Genomic DNA, 18,157 nt, shown 5'->3' on the forward strand with positions numbered 1-18,157 from the left:
AGGACTCCAAGATGCCTCGAGAGTGCCGCCTCAATCCTTGCGCTTGGCGAGCTGCTCTTTGAGCTGTTTGGGCACTTGTTTGATGATCAGCCGATCTTGGGTTTCGTCATATTCAATACTGGAACCCAGCAGGTGTGAATCGAAGCTGATCGAGACGCCGCCAGAGCGACCGGTAAAGCGGCGAAACTGGCTAATGGTGCGTTTGTCCGGCGGTATTTCCGGCGAAAGGCCGTAGTCGGCGTTGCGAATATGGTCGTAAAACGCCTTGGGCTGCTGCTCGTCGACGAGCTCGGAGAGCTCTTCCAGCGTCATGGGTTCGCCACGGCGTAACTGCTCGTGGGCGTAGTCGACCAGCGTATCGGTTTTTTCACGGCTGGCATCGTCGTCCAGGTCCTCTTTTTCGACGTAGTCGCTAAAGGCTTTCAGCAACGTACGGGTTTCGGCCGGGGCATCGATGCCCTCCTCCATCCCCAGCAGCGCCGCGACGCCGTCGGCCAGCTTTTTACCGCCGCGATCCTTCAGGAACGACACGTACTGCGTGCTTTCCGTACCGCTCTGCCACTGGGTCACGTTGATGCGGGCCGCCAGGGTGAGCTGGCTCGTATTGAGCTGGGCGGCAGGGACCGCTTGGTGCGCGTCGTTGAAGCCAATGCCTTCCCGCTGATGCACGAGCGCCATGAAGAGCGTCTCGGTGTCACCTTGACGAAGATGGGCGATGACCAAGAAACCGCCCACCGAGAGCTGGCCCTGCAGCGTTTGAGCCAGCCGCTCGGCCATGGCGCTGGCCAACTGGGCAAAGGTTTGCTCGTCGGCTCGATACGCCGTGAGCCACGCCAACAACGGCCCCGCTTGCTCACCCTGCTCGGCAAAGCGCCCCCAGCCTTTTGCCTTGGTGTTGTAAGTGTCGTTTAGCGCGTTCACCAAGCTTGCCATCACCGTGTCATCGCTGGCGGTGTCGGCCTCGGTAGGTGGGGCAGTCACACTCAAGCGTTCGCCGTCGAGGGAAGGCTCCAAGCGGTAAACGGTACTGTGTAGTAGCGGCATAAACAGACATCACCTTTTGAAAAAACGTCGACTAGCGCACATCGATATCAAGGCTTCAAGCGGTAGCCAGTGCGGAAAATCCAGGCAATGGTGGCAAGACTGGCCGCCAGAAACAGCAAGATCATCGCCACGCTGGCCCCTAAGCTGACATCGCTGATGCCGTAGAAGCTCCAGCGGAAGCCGCTGACGAGATAGACCACCGGATTCGCCAGGGTCACGCTCTGCCAAAACGGCGGGAGCATATCGATGGAGTAGAAGCTGCCGCCTAGAAACGTGAGCGGGGTAATCACCAACAGCGGCACGAGCTGCAGCTTGTCGAAGCCATCTGCCCAGATACCGATGATGAAACCCAGCAGGCTGAAGGTAACGGCGGTGAGCACCAGAAACGTCAGCATCCAGAGCGGGTGGGCGATCTGTAGGGGCACAAAGAAGCTGGAGGTGCCGAGAATGATCAGCCCCAGCAGTATCGATTTCGAGGCCGCCGCCCCTACGTAGCCCACGACGATCTCTAGATAGGAGATCGGCGCCGACAAAATCTCATAGATGCTGCCGGAGAATTTGGGAAAAAAGATGCCAAACGAGGCGTTCGAGACACTTTGGGTCAGCAGCATGAGCATGATCAAGCCAGGCACGATGAAGGCGCCGTAGCTCACGCCGCCAATTTCCGTGATCCGCGAGCCAATCGCCGCGCCAAACACCACGAAGTAGAGCGAGGTGGAGATCACCGGCGAGACGACGCTTTGCAGCAGCGTGCGGCGGGTGCGCGCCATTTCCGCCATGTAAATCGCGCGAACGGGATAGAGGTTCATGAACGCTCCTTCACCAAGTCAACGAAGATGTCTTCCAGCGAGCTCTGCCGGGTGTGTAGGTCTTTAAAGCCAATGCCCGCCTGCTCTAGCTGCGTTAACAAGGTAGAGATCCCGCGCCCTTCCTCTTCCTGGCGACCATCGTAGGTGTACACCAGCTCATGACCGTCGGTGGCCAAGCTGAGCGCTTCCTGCGCCAGTGCGGGCGGCAATTCCGCCAGCGGGCTATTCAGTTGCAGGGTCAGTTGCTTGCTGCCCAGCTTTTTCATGAGCGCGGCTTTTTCTTCCACCAGCACGATCTCGCCGCGATTGATGACGCCAATGCGGTCGGCCATCTCTTCGGCTTCTTCGATGTAGTGGGTCGTGAGAATGATCGTCACCCCCTCATCGCGCAGCCCGCGCACCACGTCCCACATGTCCCGGCGAAGCTCGACATCCACCCCGGCGGTCGGCTCATCCAAAAACAGAATGCGCGGCTCGTGGGAGAGTGCTTTCGCAATCAAAACCCGGCGTTTCATACCGCCGGAGAGCGTCATCAAACGGTTGTGACGCTTATCCCACAGCGAGAGCGACTTGAGCACTTTTTCGATATGGGCTGGATTGGGGGCTTTGCCAAACAGGCCGCGGCTGAAACTCACCGTGTTCCACACCGTTTCGAACGCTTCGTTGGTGAGTTCTTGCGGCACGAGACCGATCCGCTCGCGGGCTTGGCGGTAATCGCGCACGCTATCGAAGCCGTCGACGATGACATGGCCTTCGCTTGGGTTAACCAAGCCACATACCACGCTAATCAGCGTGGTTTTACCCGCCCCGTTCGGGCCGAGCAGAGCAAAGATTTCACCGCGTTGGATGGTCAAATCCACACGGGTGAGCGCCTGAAAGCCACCTTCGTAGGTTTTATTCAGGCCATCGATGGTGATGATAGGGTCGTTCAAGGCGTGCTCCTTACATCGCGGGCCAGCGCAGTACCGGCACAGCACGATGCCAATGGCACCGCGACGGCAGCCGCGGTGCATGACGGCCTTTAAAAGGGATTAGACGATGTCTGGAAAAGCGGCGTGCGCCGCCAGTCAGACAGAGTGCTAGGTGCGGCTGGTGATTTCGAGCAAGTGATAACCAAACTGAGTCTGTACCGGCCCATGCACTTTATTGAGTTCACCGCTGAAGACGACCTTGTCGAATTCAGGCACCATTTGGCCGGGGCCAAAGCTACCCAGGTCACCGCCTTGGCGACCGGAGGGACAGCTAGAGTGCTGCTTGGCGACATCGGCGAAATCACGACCGTTTTCGATCTCTTGTTTCAGCGCGTTGCACTGCTCTTCGCTGCTTACCAAAATATGACGGGCGCTGGCACGTGCCATAACGAACTCCTTTAATAAAACCAATTTGGCGGGCCAGTTTACCACGCCTGCCGCTAGTCGTGACCCAAGGCACCGCTATAACGAAGCGCCTCGCCCACCCTTGCCAAAGCACGCTCGTGCGCCTGCACCGAGAGCGGCCCACGGGTACACGCCACCACGACCCAAGGGCCGTTTTCGGCGCGGCTCTCCTGGGAGGCGAGCACCTCGCGAGAGGCAATGCCAGCATCACAGCTTCGCCGATGCTGCGTGCCCGTTTTGTGCGCAAAGGTAAATGCGCGGCCCATGCCCCGTTTCAAACGGTGCTCACCGGATTGGGTTCGTTGCATGATGCCAAGCAGCGTTTGGCGCTGTTCGGCATTCATATCCTCCATGCCACCGCGATGCAAGCTGGCCAGTAGGTCGCCATAGGCGCGCAGCGTGCCGACGTTTTCACCCGTGGCTTCATAAGCATCGAAGGCGTGGTCATAGTCGGGTTGGCCGAAGCTTTCTTCGCTCACGTCCAGCACACGGGCCAACGCAGCGGAGCGCTGGTTCACACCGTATTGTCGCAGGGCGATAAAATCTAACCCGCTCAGCTGGCGAGCCCCGGGATGCCATTGGCCATACACGCCTTGGCGAACGTCCACCAGCTTGCTGATGGGGCCGAGATGCTCCGGCTGGCCGTTGCTGGCAGCGATCATACGGCGGGCACGAGCATTCACGGCATCCAGGCCGACGCGGTCGATCAGCATGTCCGTGGCGGTGTTGTCGCTGACGGTAAGCATCTGCTCGAGCAGGTAGCGCACCGAGATCGGCGTGCCGAGGTCGTGCCAATTGACCGGCCCTGCGCCATCGACAAAGTCGCTACGTGCCAGGATCAGGCGTTCATCCAAGGAGAGCGTGCCCGCCTGACGCTCGGCCAGCACCTGAGCCGCCACGGGCACTTTAATCAGCGATGCCAAATACCAGGGGGCGTCTGCCTGCCACGCGTACGCCTCGCCCGTTGCGAGATTCTGAACGTAAACGCCAAGTGCTCCGCCAAATACGTCTTCAATGGCGCTTATTCGGGCGTCTAGATCGCCTTGCCAAGGGCTCTGCTTATCGACCTCGTAATACCAGTTCGTGTTAGCCCATACCGTGGCGCTGGCGGGCAATAAAACACCTACCAGCGCTGCCGCTAACCAGCATTTAAACTGTCGCAACCGTACCTCCTACCGCTGATGGTGGCGAATTATTTGTATCGGGCGATCCAGCGCGTTAGCCAAATCCACAGCGCGGCCCCAATAATCAACAGCCCACCGACGCCAAGCGCCTGTGGATAGGTGTACATGCCTTCTCCTTCCAGCAGAAAACGCAGCACCAGAAAAATCATTACAATGTGAAAAATGAACGCTTTGAGGGCATCGCTACCCACGACCGTCAGCGGTGTCAACACCCGAGATGCCGCCGACCCACCCGCTAGCGCCATGCCCAGAATCACCAGCGCACCACCCACGCTGTACAGCGTGAATTTTAGCCCAGGCGGGTGCTTGCCATCGTTATTCGCCACCGCCAACATCGCGGCAGACACATCGCCTTCGGCCAAGGCCAATCCATAGAACGCGGCGACCATGACAGCCCCCACGCCCACCAGCGCCAGCACCAGTCGTCGCCGCAGCGCCGTATCAAAATAGCAGCGCAGCAGGGCTTCACCGATCAGCAGGCCCGTCAAAATCAGCGGCGCGCGGCTGAGCTGCCCCCAGGTGTAGTGGTCTTCATGATCGACCAGCAACGCTTTCAAGGTATCGTTACCGCCAAAGCTTAACCCCTGCAGCCAGGCAGAAAGCGTGGTCAAGCCAATAATGAGCGTACACCGACTCCATAGCGGTGCGCGCGCCCATAGCGGCAGCACGAGCGGCACCCAGAGTAGCGCAATGGCGTAAAAGCCGAGAATCTCTACCCAAATCGCAAAGCGCTGGTAAAGCAGCGCATCGACAATATCGCCAGGCGCGTAATACGGCAGCATCTCGACGATGGTGAGCGCCTTGTACCAAAACCACACTTCTATCGCGCGCACCCACAGTTTTAGCCGCCGTCTTGGCCATGCATCCGTTTGGGTAGACGCTAAAAACGCCACGGCCAGCGCAATCCCAAACACTAAAATGAACAGAGAAGAAGAGAACTTGGTAAGAAAGTGGACGGGCACCATGCCCCAATCGGGCACGTTGCGTATGCCAATCAGCCCGCTCACCGTGTGGCTGAGAATCATCAGCCCAATCGCTACACCACGGGCGAGATCGATCGCATCTATACGCCCTTCCGCACGGGGAAGGTGCGGCACTTCTTGCCAGGTAAACACGTTAGCAACGTCCTTGTCGGGTGTTCATGTTAATGAAGCATTGCTTTTACCATAGCCTATCCGTCTAGTGAGATACGGCGCTTTATTAAACGTTGCCACTCTTCCAACACAATAATTTCAACACAATAATTCCAACACAACAGTGCCCCGCAATGGCGGGGCACTGTGCTGCTCATCCATGAGCGTGAGGTGAAGGACTTCCTTTCGCTAAGAGGGGGTTACTGGCCAGACGTGTCGTTCTTTTCCGTTTCCCACTGCTCCTGCTCTTCTTCCTCTTCTTCATACGTAAATTCTTGCTCTTCCTCTTCGTACTCGGTGGTCACGTCATCCGTCGTGGCATCCTGCTCCTGACCGGTGTCGTAGGAGTTATAGGTGCCTTGCTCATCCTGCATGGTCTCTTCTTGCGGTGTTGTAGGCTGCTCTTCGTGCTCTTCCATCGCAAACGCCAACGGGCTTGCTACCAGACCAAACGATACACCCAGAATACCCAGTTTCTTGAGAGCTTCCTTTTTCATGGTCGTGCCTCCTAATGGCAACTCTTTCGTTCAATTCAGCGTTCAATATTCACAACGTTGCAACTTCACGATCGATAAGAGCGGCGAGTCGTCCTAACTTTTCGCTCTTGCCCAGTCATTGCAGTCAACGTACCAGGGCATACCCAAAACCCATGTATCATATATTTTTCAGAAGCTTATTGAGTAAATACGCAACTATATATCCGCTGATCCGCGACTTTTAATTAGCGAAAACTTGTTTATGTTTGACACATGGGACCCAGCGATTCATGCCATTCAGCACGCAGGCTAATTAAGCATCAGAGATAGCGGTCAAAGCAGAAGCGTTGGAGGGAGAGGTTGCAAGGCCAGAAAGGCTTATTTTAACCCAACATAACTGCTGGTATCTTTTGGTCACCGTTCATCGTATCGAGAAAACAAATGTCTACCCAACAAGCATCCACGTTTCGTTTAGTGACCCGCAGCGATTTTGATGGTTTGGTTTGCGGTGCCCTGCTCAAGCATTTGGGCCTCATCGACGACATTACCTTCGTGCATCCGAAGGACATGCAGGACGGCAACATTGAGATCGATGCCAACGACATCACCACCAACCTGCCCTACGTGCCTGGCTGCCACTTGGCTTTCGATCACCATTTGAGCGAAACGGTGCGTAACGTCGAGCGGGCCGACAACCACATCATCAATGCAGACGCCCCGTCTGCGGCCCGCGTGGTGTGGGAGTACTACGGCGGACATGAGGCCTTCCCCGCCCGCTGGGACGACATGATGGACGCCGTCGATAAAGGTGATTCTGCCCAGTTCAATAAAGACGAGATTCTCGATCCTCAGGGGTGGGTGCTGCTGAACTTCATCATGGATGCCCGCACAGGCCTGGGCCGCTTTCGCGATTTTCGTATTTCCAACTATCAGTTGATGATGAAGTTGATCGATTACTGTCGAGAGCACACCATCAATGAAATCCTCGCCCTCGACGATGTACACGAGCGCACTACGCTTTACCGTGAACACGAAACGTTAGCGAAAGAGCAGATCAAGCGCTGCGCTACCGTACATGGCAACGTGGTGGTGCTGGACCTACGCAACGAGGAGATCATCTACGCGACCAACCGCTTTGTCATCTACGCCATGTACCCCGACTGCAATATCTCGATTCACGTAATGTGGGGGCTCAAGCAGCAGAACACCGTGCTAGCGATTGGTAAATCGATCCTCAACCGCTCCAGCCGCACCAACGTAGGCGAGCTGTGCCTAAGCTACGGCGGTGGCGGTCACCTGAACGCGGGCACCTGCCAAGTCGATAACGACCAGGCAGAGAAAGCGCTGGCGGAGATTATCGAGAAGATTAGAGCGGATGGGTAAAGAAGCTACTTATCTACCTTCGTTCTTCTAATACCCACCTCGTCTTCGCCCCTCACGTCACTAGCGTCTAAGGGGCGAAGCAAACGACTCTTCTTCAATACCCCATGACATCGGGCAGCCAAGTGGCCAGCCCAGGTACGGCGATCAGCAGCAGAATGGTCGCCAGGATGGGCAGCAAGAAGGGCAGTATCGCGGCCACCACTTGGTCATAGCGTAAGCGTGTAATGCCCACCATCAAGAACAGCACCGTGCCAAACGGCGGGGTAATCACGCCTACCGACAGCGTAATCACCATGACGATACCGAAGTGTACGGGGTCTAGCCCGGCGCTCAGCGCGGCGGGCACGACAATGGGGGTGAAAATTAGGATGCTTTCGATCACCGACATGAAGCAGCCGATCAGCAGGAAGAACAGCGCAAAGCAGAGCAGCAGCACGAACATGGGCATATCGATACTAGCCACTTGGCCCGCCAGCGCCTGGGGGATGCCCATACGCACGAGAATCCAGCCATAGAAGCTAGATACCGCGATAATCAGCAGGATCACCGCACTGAACATCAGGGTGCGACGGAAAGCATTGAAAAGGTCCCGCCAACTCAAATCGCGATAGATCAAGCCACCCAAAATCACCGCATAGAGCGAGGCAATCGCGCCTGCCTCTGTCGGTGTGAAAAAGCCGCCCCAGATGCCACCGACAATGATCGCTGGCATCATCAACGGCAGAATGGCACGTTTTCCCGTGCGGGCGACTTCACACGCATCGAAGGGAACCGGCTTCGGCATCACCACCTTGCCACTGGCCGATAGCAATAGCGTCATGCCCATGAGCAGCAGCGCCATCAATATGCCCGGCAGTAGCCCCGCCATGAACAGCCCACCGATACTCACATTGGCCAGCCAGCCATAGACCACGAGGGCGATGCTGGGCGGGAGGATGGGGCCGATCACACTGGAGGCCGCCGTGATGCCGGTCGAGTACCCCAGTGCGTAGCCACGCTCTTTCATGGCTTTGATTTCGATGCTGCCAAGCCCGGCAGCGTCGGCGACGGCAGTGCCCGACATAGTGGCAAAAATAGAGCTGGCGACCACGTTAGCGTGGCCCAGGCCGCCCTTGGTAAAGCCCACCAAGGCGGTGGCAAAGTCAAAAATGCGCGTCGTGGTGGAGCCGATATTCATGATATTGGCGGCCAAGATGAACAGCGGGATTGCTAAAAGCGTAAAGTTATTGAGGGTTTGTACCATCCGTAATGGCAGCAGCTCGACGGGCAACCCGCCGGTTCCCGTCACGACGAGGGCAACAAAGGACGTCACGCCGATGGCGACCACGACAGGTAAGCCCATCGCCATGAGCGCTAGCAGGCCACCGACAAAAATCAGTAATTCGGTCATGGCCGAGAGGCCTCCTCTTCACGGGCCGCGCCCAACCACACCACGGGACCACGCACGCATTGCCACAGGGCGATCAGCGCCATGCCCACAAAGCTGAAAAAGACACCGTAATAGAGGTAACTGAAACTGATGCTGAGCGAGACGGTTTTATTGTTGGCGCTCACGTCCGACATGATCCACGCCCCCCAAGCGGCAAGCGCGAAAAAGCCAAACGAGATCAGCGCTGTGAGACGATATTGAACATGCCGACCCAGGCCGGAAAGCTTGTGACTAAACAGATCAACGGCAAGGTGCTCGCCGCGCACCCAAGCCGATAAAGACCCAAAACCAATGGCATAGATGGCTAGCATCGAAGCCACCTCTTCTGTCCAGGGCATCCCAATGCCGAGCAGGTCGCGGGCAATCACGGCCGCCACGATCAGCAGCAGAATAGCGGCCATGAGCGCAACGCCCACCCCGTCGCAGAGACGAGTCACACTCCTTAGCGTATAGAAAGCCACTCGATCCAACCCTTTGCTGGGCGCTACCGCGTCTTCCACCAGAAAGCTCCTTATCTGAACGTTTTTTGATCGCCTATGGAAACCAGTCGTTGATAGCGTATTGACCTGACGTCTAAAACAGCGACGACCCAAGGGGCCGTCGCGAGCGCTGTGCTACGTGTGTTACGGGTCTTGATGACCCAGCGCGTCTTCACGAACACCGTCGGCCATATCCGCCATGACGCGGTCAATGGCCGGTAACGCGGCTTCACGGAAAGGCGTAACGTCTGGCTCGATCACGGTCATGCCTTCCTCTTGAAGGGCCTCGAGATAGAACTCGTCGAGTTCGCGCTCTTGCTCTGAACCGTATTGACGGGCCACGTCGATCGCTTCTTCGATCAGCGCTTGGTCCTCGGCTTCGAGGCCGTCCCACCAGCGTGAACTGGCCACCCAGCTCCACGGGAATTGTACGTGGCTGGTCATGATCAGGTAGTCCTGTACTTCCCAGAGACGGCGAGTGTAGGGGGAGGAGAGCGAGTTCTCATGACCATCGACCTGACCGGTCTGCATGGCAAGATAAATTTCGGGCGCGGGCACGTTGACGACCTGAGCACCGATCTCTTCCCACACTTCCAGCCATACTGGCAGCGACGGTAGGCGCAGGCGGAAACCCTCCAGATCGTCCGGCGTGTGGATCTCTTTATTCGCCGTCATATGGCGGGGCCCGCGGTGCTGCAAACCAAAATACTTCAAGCCGCCCTGGCTTTCGGCTTGCTCCACCAGCGCTTGGCCGGAGGGACTCTCCATGTAGGCATCCACGTCCTCCCAAGTGGTGAATACGAAAGGAACCGTAATGGCGTCATATTCAGGCGCATACTGCTGGCGCCAGTTACCGCCGGTGATGGAGAGCTGGGTTTGACCCAAGTTGAGCAGTTCCAGCACGGCGTTTTCGCCGCCTAGCGAACCGGCTAGGAAAGGCCGCACGTCAAAGCGACCGGGCGCTTTCTCTTCCAAATACTCAGCGAAGCGCTCTACGGCGGCACTTTCGGAACCACCCTCGCTCATGGTGTTATTGACTTGAATCTCAATGGGGTTGGCCAGCGCGAACGGGGCTGTCGTCAACATGCCTAAGGTCGCCAGCGTGGCAAGCAGGTGTTTCCGCATGGGAAGGCTCTCTATGGTTGTCGTTATTGGGTGTGATGCTGGCTCGATCTTGAAACAAGCCGCCAAGGTGCTCAAATCGGCGTTCGAGAAGGCAGGCTTCGTCAATGACGATGGCTGCAATCGCCCAGAGAATGGCGCCTTTTCAAAGATGCGGCAAAAGAGTGCGACTAAAGATGGATACTCAAGCGCTCGGATTCGTCACCCAATGACGCTTTCCCGAGCAGTTCAATAACAAGTCACTGTGGGAGTATTCTCCATGCACGAAACCAAGCAGGTCGTGTTCATCACCGGTGCGACGTCCGGCATTGGGCTCGCGTGCGCTCACCTCTTTGCCCAGGCAGGCTGGGCACTCGTTTTGACAGGCCGGCGCCAGGAACGTCTAGAGCAGCTACAGGCGACCTTTGAAAAACAAGTGCCGACTCATACGGCGGCGCTGGACGTCAGCGACGCCAAAGCGGTGGCCAGCGTCGTGGTGGCCTTGCCCGAGCCTTTTCAGCGGGTGCGCACGCTGATCAACAATGCCGGGCTGGCGCTGGGCAAGGATCCGGCACCGCAAGCATCACTGGATGACTGGCACCGTATGATCGATACCAACATCAAAGGGCTGGTCAACGTCACCAAACACTTGCTGCCGCATCTGTGCGCTTCTCCCTTAGGGGCCACGATCATCAACCTGGGCTCCATTGCCGCCAATACGCCCTACCCGGGCGGCCATGTATACGGTGCCACCAAGGCTTTCGTGGAGCAGTTCAGCTATAACCTACGCTGTGACGTGGGCCCGCTGGGCATTCGCGTCACGGACCTGGCCCCCGGCATGACGGCCAGCGAGTTCACCCTGGTGCGCATGAAGGGCGACCAGAGCGTCGCCGACCGCTACTACGAAGGTGCTCAACCGCTCCAGCCGGAAGACGTGGCCACGCAGGCGCTGCATGTGGCCTCCCTGCCTGCCCACGTCAACATCACCCGCCTGGAAGTCATGCCCGTGTGTCAGCAGTGGTCAGCACCGACCATTTTGCGCAATCAGACGTGAGTGTTGGCTCGGCGCATTACGTCGCTGGGCCAACCACATGCTTCACCTCTAGGTAGGCACTCAGTCCCCAAGGCCCCAACTCGCGGCCAATGCCGCTACGCTTGAAGCCGCCCCAGGCGGTTTCGGGCAGTACGAGCTGCTCGCTGTTGTACCAAATACTGCCTGCCCTCAACTGGCGGCCAATGCGCTTGGCGCGTTCCGGATCACCACTGATCACCGTGGCGGCGAGGCCAAAGTCACTGGCATTGGCAAGCCGAATGGCTTCGGCATCGCTGGTCACGCTATGGCCGCAAAGCACGGGGCCGAAGATCTCTTCTTTCCACAAACGGCTCTCTACCGGCACATCCCGGTAAAGTGTGGGTGCTAGAAAATAGCCTTGCGCGGGTAGCGTGCGGTGCCGCCCATCGCGCACTACCGTGAGGCCTTCCTGCTCGGCAATATCCAGATAACGCTTTACCGCATCGCGCTGCTTGGCGCTGGTCAACGGCCCTAAGTCGGTACCTTCGGCAAGCGGGTCGCCCAGTGTCAGCGCATCCATCCGTTCGGCAAGCGCCGCATAAAGTGCTTCGGCAATGTCTTCGTGTACCAATAGACGCGACGTGGCTGAGCAGATCTGCCCAGCGTTGAAGTAGATACCGGCCATCACCCAGTCAGCGGCTTGGGCAGGGTCTGCGTCTTCCATCACTACAATGGGCGATTTACCGCCCAGCTCCAGCGATACGCTCGCGGTGCGGGTACTGGCAGCCTGCATGACGGCCTCGCCCACGCGGTTACTGCCGGTAAAGGAGATTTTATCCACGCCAGGGTGGTTCGTCAGCGGCGCACCGATGCCCTCACCGTCACCATTGAGCAGATTCAACACCCCTGCGGGCAAGCCGATTTCCAGCGCGATCTCCGCCAGCACCCGTTCAGGCAGTGGCGTCACTTCCGACGGTTTGAGCACGGCAGTACAGCCTGCAGCCAAGGCAGGCGCCAGCTTCCAGGCACTGGTCACTAACGGGAAGTTCCAGGGTGCGATCAGCCCCACGACGCCGACAGGGTCGTGATACGTGCGTGCTTCAACGCCGCCCATGTCGACATTGACCCGTTCCCCTTGCCGGGCATCCAGCGCTTTGGCTTGCTTGGCGTAGTAGCGATAGCAGGCAATCGCATCGTCCAGATCAACACCTGCTTCCACCAGAGGCTTACCGTTATTGGTAGCCGACAGGGTGATCAATGCCTCTCGACGAGACGCCAGTGCATCAGCAAATCCATCGAGGTAGTTGGCACGTGCGGCCCCTCCCAACGCTTGCCATTCAGGTTGAGCCTGTTGAGCGGCGTTTACGGCAAGATCGACATCTGACGCATCTCCCGCTGTGACCTGGGCAATACGCTCCTCGAGGTAAGGATTCATCACGTCGAGCAAACGGGTGCCCTTCGATGCAACCCACTGGTTGTTGATGAACTGCTTATCTAGCAGAGAAGCTTGCTCCATTTTAGATGTCGTAGACACGATCAAAGCTCCTTAAAGCTCGTGTTGGCGAAGCCAATCATCAATGAGTTGGCGTAAGTGCTGGCCGCTAAAGCTGGGAAAATGCCCCCCATGAACAGTACGAACCGGCAACTGGCGTAACCGACGCATACTAACGGCATAGTCGGCGAGGTCGCTGTGCCATAGATCTTCGATGAGCGGGCCGTCGTAAATGAGATCACCAGAGATGAGCGTTTGGGTGTTCGCTTCCCACAGCGCGATACCGCCAGGTGAGTGGCCCGGTGTATGAATCACCTCCCACTGCCGGTTACCCAAATCCAATATCTCGCCATCTTCTAGCGAGGCAACCATTTGCGGTGCCTTAATACGGTAGCGATCATGGGAATAGGGCTGGGGAGGCAGCGCCTCGAACATATCGTCACTAAGAAACTGATCCGCTAGTGTTCGCGTGTTATCAGGTGAGGTAAGAATATCCGCTTCTGACGCATGAACATGACAGCAACCAAATTCATGAGCCGCACCGATATGATCGAAATGGGTATGACTGGCGACTGCTAGAAGATCCCGCTCACTCAACAGCGCCACCTGTTCACGCAACGGCACCGCGCCCAGACCAAAATCGACGACCATACCGCGCTGACTGCCCTGAACATGCCAGATGTTGCAGCGATAAAACGGTTTGATCCACGGTTCATCAATTAGAGTGATGCCGTTTGCCTTGGCGGTGGTTCGATACCACTGTTTTTCGCTGATACGTTGCAGACTCATACAGCCACCCGCTTTCCAACCACCGATTTACTCACCACAAAATAGAGCGCGCCAGTGATGACGAACACGGGCAGCGATGCACCAAACGAGAGAGGAGCCACCCAATTCCAGTAATAGGCCAGCAATGCGCCTACGCCATAACTTCCCAGTGCCAGCCAGTTAAAGGCTGGCAGGTTATGCTCAGCTTGGATGAGCTGTGACGGTGTATAGCGCTCCCGGCCCAATAGGTAGTAATCGACGATCATGAGTGAAAAGGCGGGAATAAAGACACTGCCGATAATTAATAGAAAGGTCTGGAATTGATCAAGGATGCCCGGAATGAGCGCACCGATGACCGAAACCACACCAATGATTAGCGCTGGTTTCCAAAACGGCACGGTAGGACGCACGCTCATAAATGAAAGCGTCGCGCTGTAGACACACATAACGTTGGTGGTGAGCACTGAAAAGAAAATAACCAATGCAGCCGGTAAGCCAAAACCAAAACCGCTGAGCAGAGCCGTCGGGTCATAGGTGGGTTCTCTACCAATACTGATCGACAGCGCTGATACGGTAGCGCCTAACCCCATGGCAATAAGTGTAGCGACCACATAGCCGCCCCAAGTGCCCACAACGGCGGCTTTGAGCGAACGGCAATGGCGGTTGTAATCGGCCGCCAAGGGAATCCACGAGAAGGCTGTAGCGACGACAATATCGAACACCACGCCGCCACCCAATACTCCCTCGGGTTCCAACTGGGTAATGCTAGGCAGGTCGTAATGCCGATTGAGCGCGAAGAGCACCACGGCGGATAACCCCAACATCAGTAGCGCCGCTATCTTCTCAACTTTCTCGATCCCTAAATGACCGCGTAGAGCAATCAGGACGACCAGCGTCTCACAAATAACTGTAAAGAGCGCTACGTTGGAGTAGCCCGTCAGGCTCTCGACGGCATAATCAAGACTCATACCCGCTAGCAGCGCCTGAATCCAACTCCAAGCAATCAGGGCTAATAAATTTACCCAGGCGGGGAAGTTAGCGCCCTTGCGACCAAACGTACCTCGCGCTAGCACCATGGTGGTCATACCGGTTTGCTGCCCCATGACACCGATTAGCACTAGCGGAATAATACCGATCGCTGAGCCTATCAAAATCAGCCACATCGCGTGCTGAAAGGTGAGATCCGGCACTAAGAACATACCGGTCAATATGGTGGTGACCACGACATTCGCACCTAGCCAAAGCGCAAAAGTACCGGGCAAGCCCAAGCTATGCTCCACATCGTCAGCCGACAGCGTATCTTGACCAAAAACACGTTTAGTTTTCATTGTTATCTCCTGTTTAGAGCAAGCTCTTTTGCCAGGCAGCGGCGTCAATTTCGATCAGTAGCGGCCCGGTGGGAACGCGGTTGGCGAGTGCCTGGGAAAGCTCAGCTGGGCTCTCTACCAGCATGCCGGGGCAGCCAAAGCCTTCAGCCAGAGTCAGGAAGTTAGGTGCTTGAATATCCACACCTAGGCGGGCCACACCGTTGGCATCCATATAGCGGCGGATCTCTTCATAACCGGCGTTGTGCCATAGCACGATGACCACGGGCAGGCGGGCTTCCACGGCGGTGGCGAGTTCCGAGAGCGTAAACATCACCCCGCCGTCTCCCACCAGCGCCACTACGGGTAGATCTGGCCGGGCTAGCTGCGCCCCTAATGCCGCAGGCAACCCATAGCCCAGGGTGCCGTAACCGGTGGATGCATTGAAATAGCGCCGCGGCGCAGGCTGGCTGACGAGGTGGTTTCCGGCGTATACCGGGGCGGTGGAGTCGCCCACTAGAATGGCATCAGGTAAGTGGTCGGCCAGCGTTTTATAGAGCGGGACAAAATCGCTAAACGCGGGATCGTTGGCCAAATCTAAAGCGTTCAGAGCAGTGGCGGTCCGCTCGCCGCCCTGACGCTTCAGCGGCTCAGAAAAATGCGTTAGCAGAAGCTCCAAACTGCGCCCGGCATCGCCCACTAAACCAAGCGTGGTGCGCTGATTGCGCACCAGCTGCTCGGGATCAACGTCGATACGAATCAGCGCGCCGTTGAGGTGAAAACCGTCGTCAAAGACGACGTCATAGTCGGTTTCACCCAACTCGGTCCCTACCGCCAGAATCACATCCGCCTTAGCGGCTAGTGCCCTCACGGCGGGCAGCGCGGCATTGGCTCCTAAGTCCAGCGGGTGATCACGACCCAACAGCCCCTTGGCGTTGATGGTTGTCACCGTAGGCGCATCCAACTGCTCTACCAGTGCTCGTGCGGCTTCCGGCGCTGACACACAACCACCGCCCAACAGCACCAGAGGCTGCTTCGCCGCCTTGAGTAGCCGAGCCGCCTCGGCCACCCCCTCTGGGTCCGGGGCCGCGCGATACAGCGTTGGGGCTTGCCCACTAATCGGCACGCGTACGGGTGCATTGAACAGATCGATGGGGATTTCGATATGTACCGGGCCTGGGCGAGCACTACTGAACACGGCAAAGGCACGGGCCAGTACTTCCGGCAGTGTGCTGGCATCCAGCAACGTGTGGCTAAAGCGCGCCACGCCGCTGATCATCTGCTGCTGGCTGGGCAGTTCGTGCAGCCGCCCCTGACCTAAACCCAAGGTATCGCGTCGGTTAACGCTGGAGATCACCAGCATAGGGATGGAGTCCGCCAGGGCTTGGCCCATGGCGGTGGCTATATTGGTCATCCCCGGCCCGGTGATGATCAAGCATACCCCAGGCTGACCGCTGGCACGGGCATAGCCGTCGGCCATGAACCCCGCCCCCTGCTCGTGGCGTGGGGTGACGTGCTGCACACCACTGTCTTCCAGGCCGCGATAAAGCTCCACTGTGTGTACGCCAGGAATGCCAAACAGGGCCCGCACGCCGTAGGTATCGCGCAGCAGGCGGATCAACAGGTCGGCGCAGGTCATCGTCGTTGACTCGTTCATACATGACCTCTTAGAAGAAAAACGTATGGGCCATGAAGGCAATGATCGGCAGCGTAATGGCCGTACGTAGCAGAAACACCACGGCCAGCTCCCAGAACCTGATGGGAATCTTCGACTTGAGCAGCAGCGCACCGATCTCCGACATGTAGACCAGCTGGGTCATGGAAAGGCAGGCAATCACGAAGCGGGTCAGCTCGCTATCGATGTTGGTGGCCAGCACGGCAGGCAGGAACATGTCCGCGAATCCTACCAGCGTGGCAGGGGCGGCCGCCTGGGCTTCGGGAAGACGCAACAGTTCCAGCACCGGCACCATGGGGTAAGAGAGCCAGGTAAATAGCGGCGTGAACTCGGCCAAAATCAGCGCCACGGTGCCAATCGCAAACACTAGTGGCAGCAGCGTCAGAAAGATATCGATGACGTTGAGCAGCGCCAACCGTGCTAGTTCTTTTGGCCCTGGTGCGCCCGCTGCGCGGCGGGTGGCCTGCAACAGGCTGTAGCGGAACAGGCCCACGTTTTCGGTGCGCTCCTCGCTTAACTGGCAGCCGACCGGCTCGTAGTAGTCATCGGATTTACGCGACAGCGGCGGAATCCGTGAGACAACCACCGCAGCAATTAAGCCCGACACCACGACGGTAAAGTAGAACGGCACGAATAGGTGATTGAGATTGACGAAATTGACTACTAACAGACTAAAAGCGATGGACGCGACAGAGAAGTTCGTTGCAATCACCGAGGCTTCGCGGCCATTGTAGTAGCCCTGCTCGTACTGTTGGGCAGTAATCAGCACGCCCACCGTTCCCGACCCCATCCAAGAGGCAGTCGCATCGATGGCGCTTCGCCCAGGTAAGTTGAAAATGATGCGAAACGGTTTGCGTACCATGGTGCCAATGAACTCCATGAAACCGAATTCGACCAGAAATGGTAGCAATACGGCAGCAAAGAAGAAAAAGGTCAGCAACACGGGGGCTAAGTCATTGAGCATGACACCGCCGGTAAAAGACGCAGTGACGAACTCAGGCCCAAACTGGAAAAAGGTCATGATGACAAAAACGGCACCCATGACCCGCATGGCTATCCAAATCGCGCCCACATTGAACATATCGTGGAAAGGCCCACTTTTCGCCCAGGCAGGTTGGGTGACTTTAACGTAGAGCGTCACGACGACTGACAGGCACAATACGAATAACGCGATAGCGGGTAAGGCGCCCTCCAACAGAGATTGCAGCCCATCTGCCATGATCCCCATGCCAATATTGATCGAATCACCTATTTGGAAAGGCACCAAAAACAGCATTACCCCAATGATGGAAGGGATCAGAAACTTCAGTAAATCTCGGCTAGGGATGGGGGCCGTCGATGTCGGTTCTGCCGACTTCGCTTGAGAATGAGACATACGATTCACCTTTTGAGTGTGATTATTGGAGGTGGGCTGGCGGCGTCCGGAAGGGAAGCGAGGCGTCCCTTCTCAAGTATTGTCATCTGCGCCTTGTTAGGTCAGCGCGTTTTCATG

At 57.4% G+C, this 18,157-nt stretch carries 17 protein-coding genes; 2 read left to right on the forward strand and 15 right to left on the reverse strand.

What is annotated here, in order from left to right; genetic code table 11:
* Nucleotides 1–30: 30 nt before the first annotated feature.
* From MHM85_RS07755 to MHM85_RS07785, 7 genes are all read right to left on the reverse strand, one after another.
* Nucleotides 31–1,044 carry a nucleoid-associated protein gene (locus MHM85_RS07755; protein ID WP_239285599.1) on the reverse strand — a complete coding sequence of 338 codons (1,014 nt, stop codon included), beginning with the start codon at nucleotides 1,042–1,044 and terminating at the stop codon, nucleotides 31–33.
* A 47-nt stretch (nucleotides 1,045–1,091) separates the two neighbouring features.
* Nucleotides 1,092–1,853, reverse strand: coding sequence for an ABC transporter permease (locus MHM85_RS07760; RefSeq protein WP_239285601.1), 762 nt, complete (start codon nucleotides 1,851–1,853; stop codon nucleotides 1,092–1,094).
* Nucleotides 1,850–2,785, reverse strand: coding sequence for an ABC transporter ATP-binding protein (locus tag MHM85_RS07765; RefSeq protein WP_239285603.1), 936 nt, complete (start codon nucleotides 2,783–2,785; stop codon nucleotides 1,850–1,852). The genes MHM85_RS07760 and MHM85_RS07765 overlap by 4 nt, the downstream gene beginning before the upstream one ends.
* Nucleotides 2,786–2,932: 147 nt before the next feature.
* Nucleotides 2,933–3,211 (reverse strand): peptidylprolyl isomerase, encoded by a 279-nt coding sequence (locus MHM85_RS07770; protein ID WP_016915098.1) that lies wholly within the window; start codon nucleotides 3,209–3,211, stop codon nucleotides 2,933–2,935.
* Nucleotides 3,212–3,264: 53 nt separating this feature from the next.
* Nucleotides 3,265–4,359 carry a serine hydrolase gene (locus tag MHM85_RS07775; protein ID WP_239285747.1) on the reverse strand — a complete coding sequence of 365 codons (1,095 nt, stop codon included), beginning with the start codon at nucleotides 4,357–4,359 and terminating at the stop codon, nucleotides 3,265–3,267.
* A 62-nt stretch (nucleotides 4,360–4,421) separates the two neighbouring features.
* Nucleotides 4,422–5,528: a heparan-alpha-glucosaminide N-acetyltransferase domain-containing protein gene (locus MHM85_RS07780; RefSeq protein WP_153843071.1), complete on the reverse strand. Its 1,107-nt coding sequence runs from the start codon at nucleotides 5,526–5,528 to the stop codon at nucleotides 4,422–4,424.
* Nucleotides 5,529–5,746: 218 nt separating this feature from the next.
* A complete protein-coding gene (locus MHM85_RS07785) occupies nucleotides 5,747–6,043 on the reverse strand; it encodes a hypothetical protein (RefSeq protein WP_139525754.1) in 297 nt (98 codons plus the stop codon).
* A gap of 420 nt (nucleotides 6,044–6,463) precedes the next feature.
* Here MHM85_RS07785 and MHM85_RS07790 point away from each other — a divergent pair, with 420 nt between their 5' ends.
* On the forward strand, nucleotides 6,464–7,405 hold the full coding sequence (locus MHM85_RS07790; RefSeq protein ID WP_239285605.1) for an exopolyphosphatase: 942 nt from the start codon (nucleotides 6,464–6,466) through the stop codon (nucleotides 7,403–7,405).
* A gap of 94 nt (nucleotides 7,406–7,499) precedes the next feature.
* Here MHM85_RS07790 and MHM85_RS07795 read toward each other — a convergent pair whose 3' ends face one another.
* From MHM85_RS07795 to MHM85_RS07805, 3 genes are all read right to left on the reverse strand, one after another.
* Nucleotides 7,500–8,795, reverse strand: a complete 1,296-nt coding sequence (locus MHM85_RS07795) for a TRAP transporter large permease (RefSeq protein WP_239285607.1) — start codon at nucleotides 8,793–8,795, stop codon at nucleotides 7,500–7,502.
* Complete coding sequence (locus tag MHM85_RS07800; RefSeq protein WP_139525757.1) at nucleotides 8,792–9,334, reverse strand: TRAP transporter small permease; 543 nt, start codon at nucleotides 9,332–9,334, stop codon at nucleotides 8,792–8,794. Before MHM85_RS07800 ends, MHM85_RS07795 begins: the two co-directional genes overlap by 4 nt.
* 123 nt (nucleotides 9,335–9,457) lie before the next feature.
* On the reverse strand, nucleotides 9,458–10,438 hold the full coding sequence (locus MHM85_RS07805) for a TRAP transporter substrate-binding protein (RefSeq protein WP_139525758.1): 981 nt from the start codon (nucleotides 10,436–10,438) through the stop codon (nucleotides 9,458–9,460).
* Nucleotides 10,439–10,694: 256 nt separating this feature from the next.
* Here MHM85_RS07805 and MHM85_RS07810 point away from each other — a divergent pair, with 256 nt between their 5' ends.
* The gene (locus MHM85_RS07810) at nucleotides 10,695–11,468 is read left to right on the forward strand and encodes an SDR family NAD(P)-dependent oxidoreductase (protein ID WP_239285609.1); all 774 of its coding nucleotides are present in this window, start codon (nucleotides 10,695–10,697) and stop codon (nucleotides 11,466–11,468) included.
* 16 nt (nucleotides 11,469–11,484) lie between these two features.
* On the opposite strand, the gene MHM85_RS07815 is transcribed toward MHM85_RS07810, so the two are convergent.
* From MHM85_RS07815 to MHM85_RS07835, 5 genes are read right to left on the reverse strand one after another with little or no spacing between them, the layout of a single operon-like run.
* On the reverse strand, nucleotides 11,485–12,942 hold the full coding sequence (locus MHM85_RS07815) for an aldehyde dehydrogenase family protein (RefSeq protein ID WP_239285749.1): 1,458 nt from the start codon (nucleotides 12,940–12,942) through the stop codon (nucleotides 11,485–11,487).
* A gap of 30 nt (nucleotides 12,943–12,972) precedes the next feature.
* The gene (locus MHM85_RS07820) at nucleotides 12,973–13,707 is read right to left on the reverse strand and encodes an MBL fold metallo-hydrolase (protein ID WP_239285611.1); all 735 of its coding nucleotides are present in this window, start codon (nucleotides 13,705–13,707) and stop codon (nucleotides 12,973–12,975) included.
* On the reverse strand, nucleotides 13,704–15,014 hold the full coding sequence (locus MHM85_RS07825; RefSeq protein WP_239285613.1) for a cytosine permease: 1,311 nt from the start codon (nucleotides 15,012–15,014) through the stop codon (nucleotides 13,704–13,706). The genes MHM85_RS07820 and MHM85_RS07825 overlap by 4 nt, the downstream gene beginning before the upstream one ends.
* Nucleotides 15,015–15,027: 13 nt before the next feature.
* Nucleotides 15,028–16,647, reverse strand: a complete 1,620-nt coding sequence (locus MHM85_RS07830) for a 5-guanidino-2-oxopentanoate decarboxylase (protein WP_239285615.1) — start codon at nucleotides 16,645–16,647, stop codon at nucleotides 15,028–15,030.
* Between the two features lie 10 nt (nucleotides 16,648–16,657).
* Nucleotides 16,658–18,040 (reverse strand): YjiH family protein, encoded by a 1,383-nt coding sequence (locus MHM85_RS07835; protein ID WP_239285617.1) that lies wholly within the window; start codon nucleotides 18,038–18,040, stop codon nucleotides 16,658–16,660.
* Nucleotides 18,041–18,157 lie beyond the last annotated feature (117 nt).

Source organism: Halomonas sp. McD50-4, assembly GCF_022348135.1.
Taxonomy (GTDB): Bacteria; Pseudomonadota; Gammaproteobacteria; order Pseudomonadales; family Halomonadaceae; genus Vreelandella; species Vreelandella piezotolerans.

What these genes read in the sequence shown, in the direction of transcription:
- MHM85_RS07755 (WP_239285599.1), bottom strand. Translation starts at nt 1,044, where the DNA reads ATGCCGCTACTACACAGTACCGTTTACCGCTTGGAGCCTTCCCTCGAC.
- MHM85_RS07760 (WP_239285601.1), bottom strand. Translation starts at nt 1,853, where the DNA reads ATGAACCTCTATCCCGTTCGCGCGATTTACATGGCGGAAATGGCGCGC.
- MHM85_RS07770 (WP_016915098.1), bottom strand. Translation starts at nt 3,211, where the DNA reads ATGGCACGTGCCAGCGCCCGTCATATTTTGGTAAGCAGCGAAGAGCAG.
- MHM85_RS07785 (WP_139525754.1), bottom strand. Translation starts at nt 6,043, where the DNA reads ATGAAAAAGGAAGCTCTCAAGAAACTGGGTATTCTGGGTGTATCGTTT.
- MHM85_RS07790 (WP_239285605.1), top strand. Translation starts at nt 6,464, where the DNA reads ATGTCTACCCAACAAGCATCCACGTTTCGTTTAGTGACCCGCAGCGAT.
- MHM85_RS07795 (WP_239285607.1), bottom strand. Translation starts at nt 8,795, where the DNA reads ATGACCGAATTACTGATTTTTGTCGGTGGCCTGCTAGCGCTCATGGCG.
- MHM85_RS07805 (WP_139525758.1), bottom strand. Translation starts at nt 10,438, where the DNA reads ATGCGGAAACACCTGCTTGCCACGCTGGCGACCTTAGGCATGTTGACG.
- MHM85_RS07810 (WP_239285609.1), top strand. Translation starts at nt 10,695, where the DNA reads ATGCACGAAACCAAGCAGGTCGTGTTCATCACCGGTGCGACGTCCGGC.
- MHM85_RS07815 (WP_239285749.1), bottom strand. Translation starts at nt 12,942, where the DNA reads ATGGAGCAAGCTTCTCTGCTAGATAAGCAGTTCATCAACAACCAGTGG.
- MHM85_RS07820 (WP_239285611.1), bottom strand. Translation starts at nt 13,707, where the DNA reads ATGAGTCTGCAACGTATCAGCGAAAAACAGTGGTATCGAACCACCGCC.
- MHM85_RS07825 (WP_239285613.1), bottom strand. Translation starts at nt 15,014, where the DNA reads ATGAAAACTAAACGTGTTTTTGGTCAAGATACGCTGTCGGCTGACGAT.
- MHM85_RS07830 (WP_239285615.1), bottom strand. Translation starts at nt 16,647, where the DNA reads ATGAACGAGTCAACGACGATGACCTGCGCCGACCTGTTGATCCGCCTG.
- MHM85_RS07835 (WP_239285617.1), bottom strand. Translation starts at nt 18,040, where the DNA reads ATGTCTCATTCTCAAGCGAAGTCGGCAGAACCGACATCGACGGCCCCC.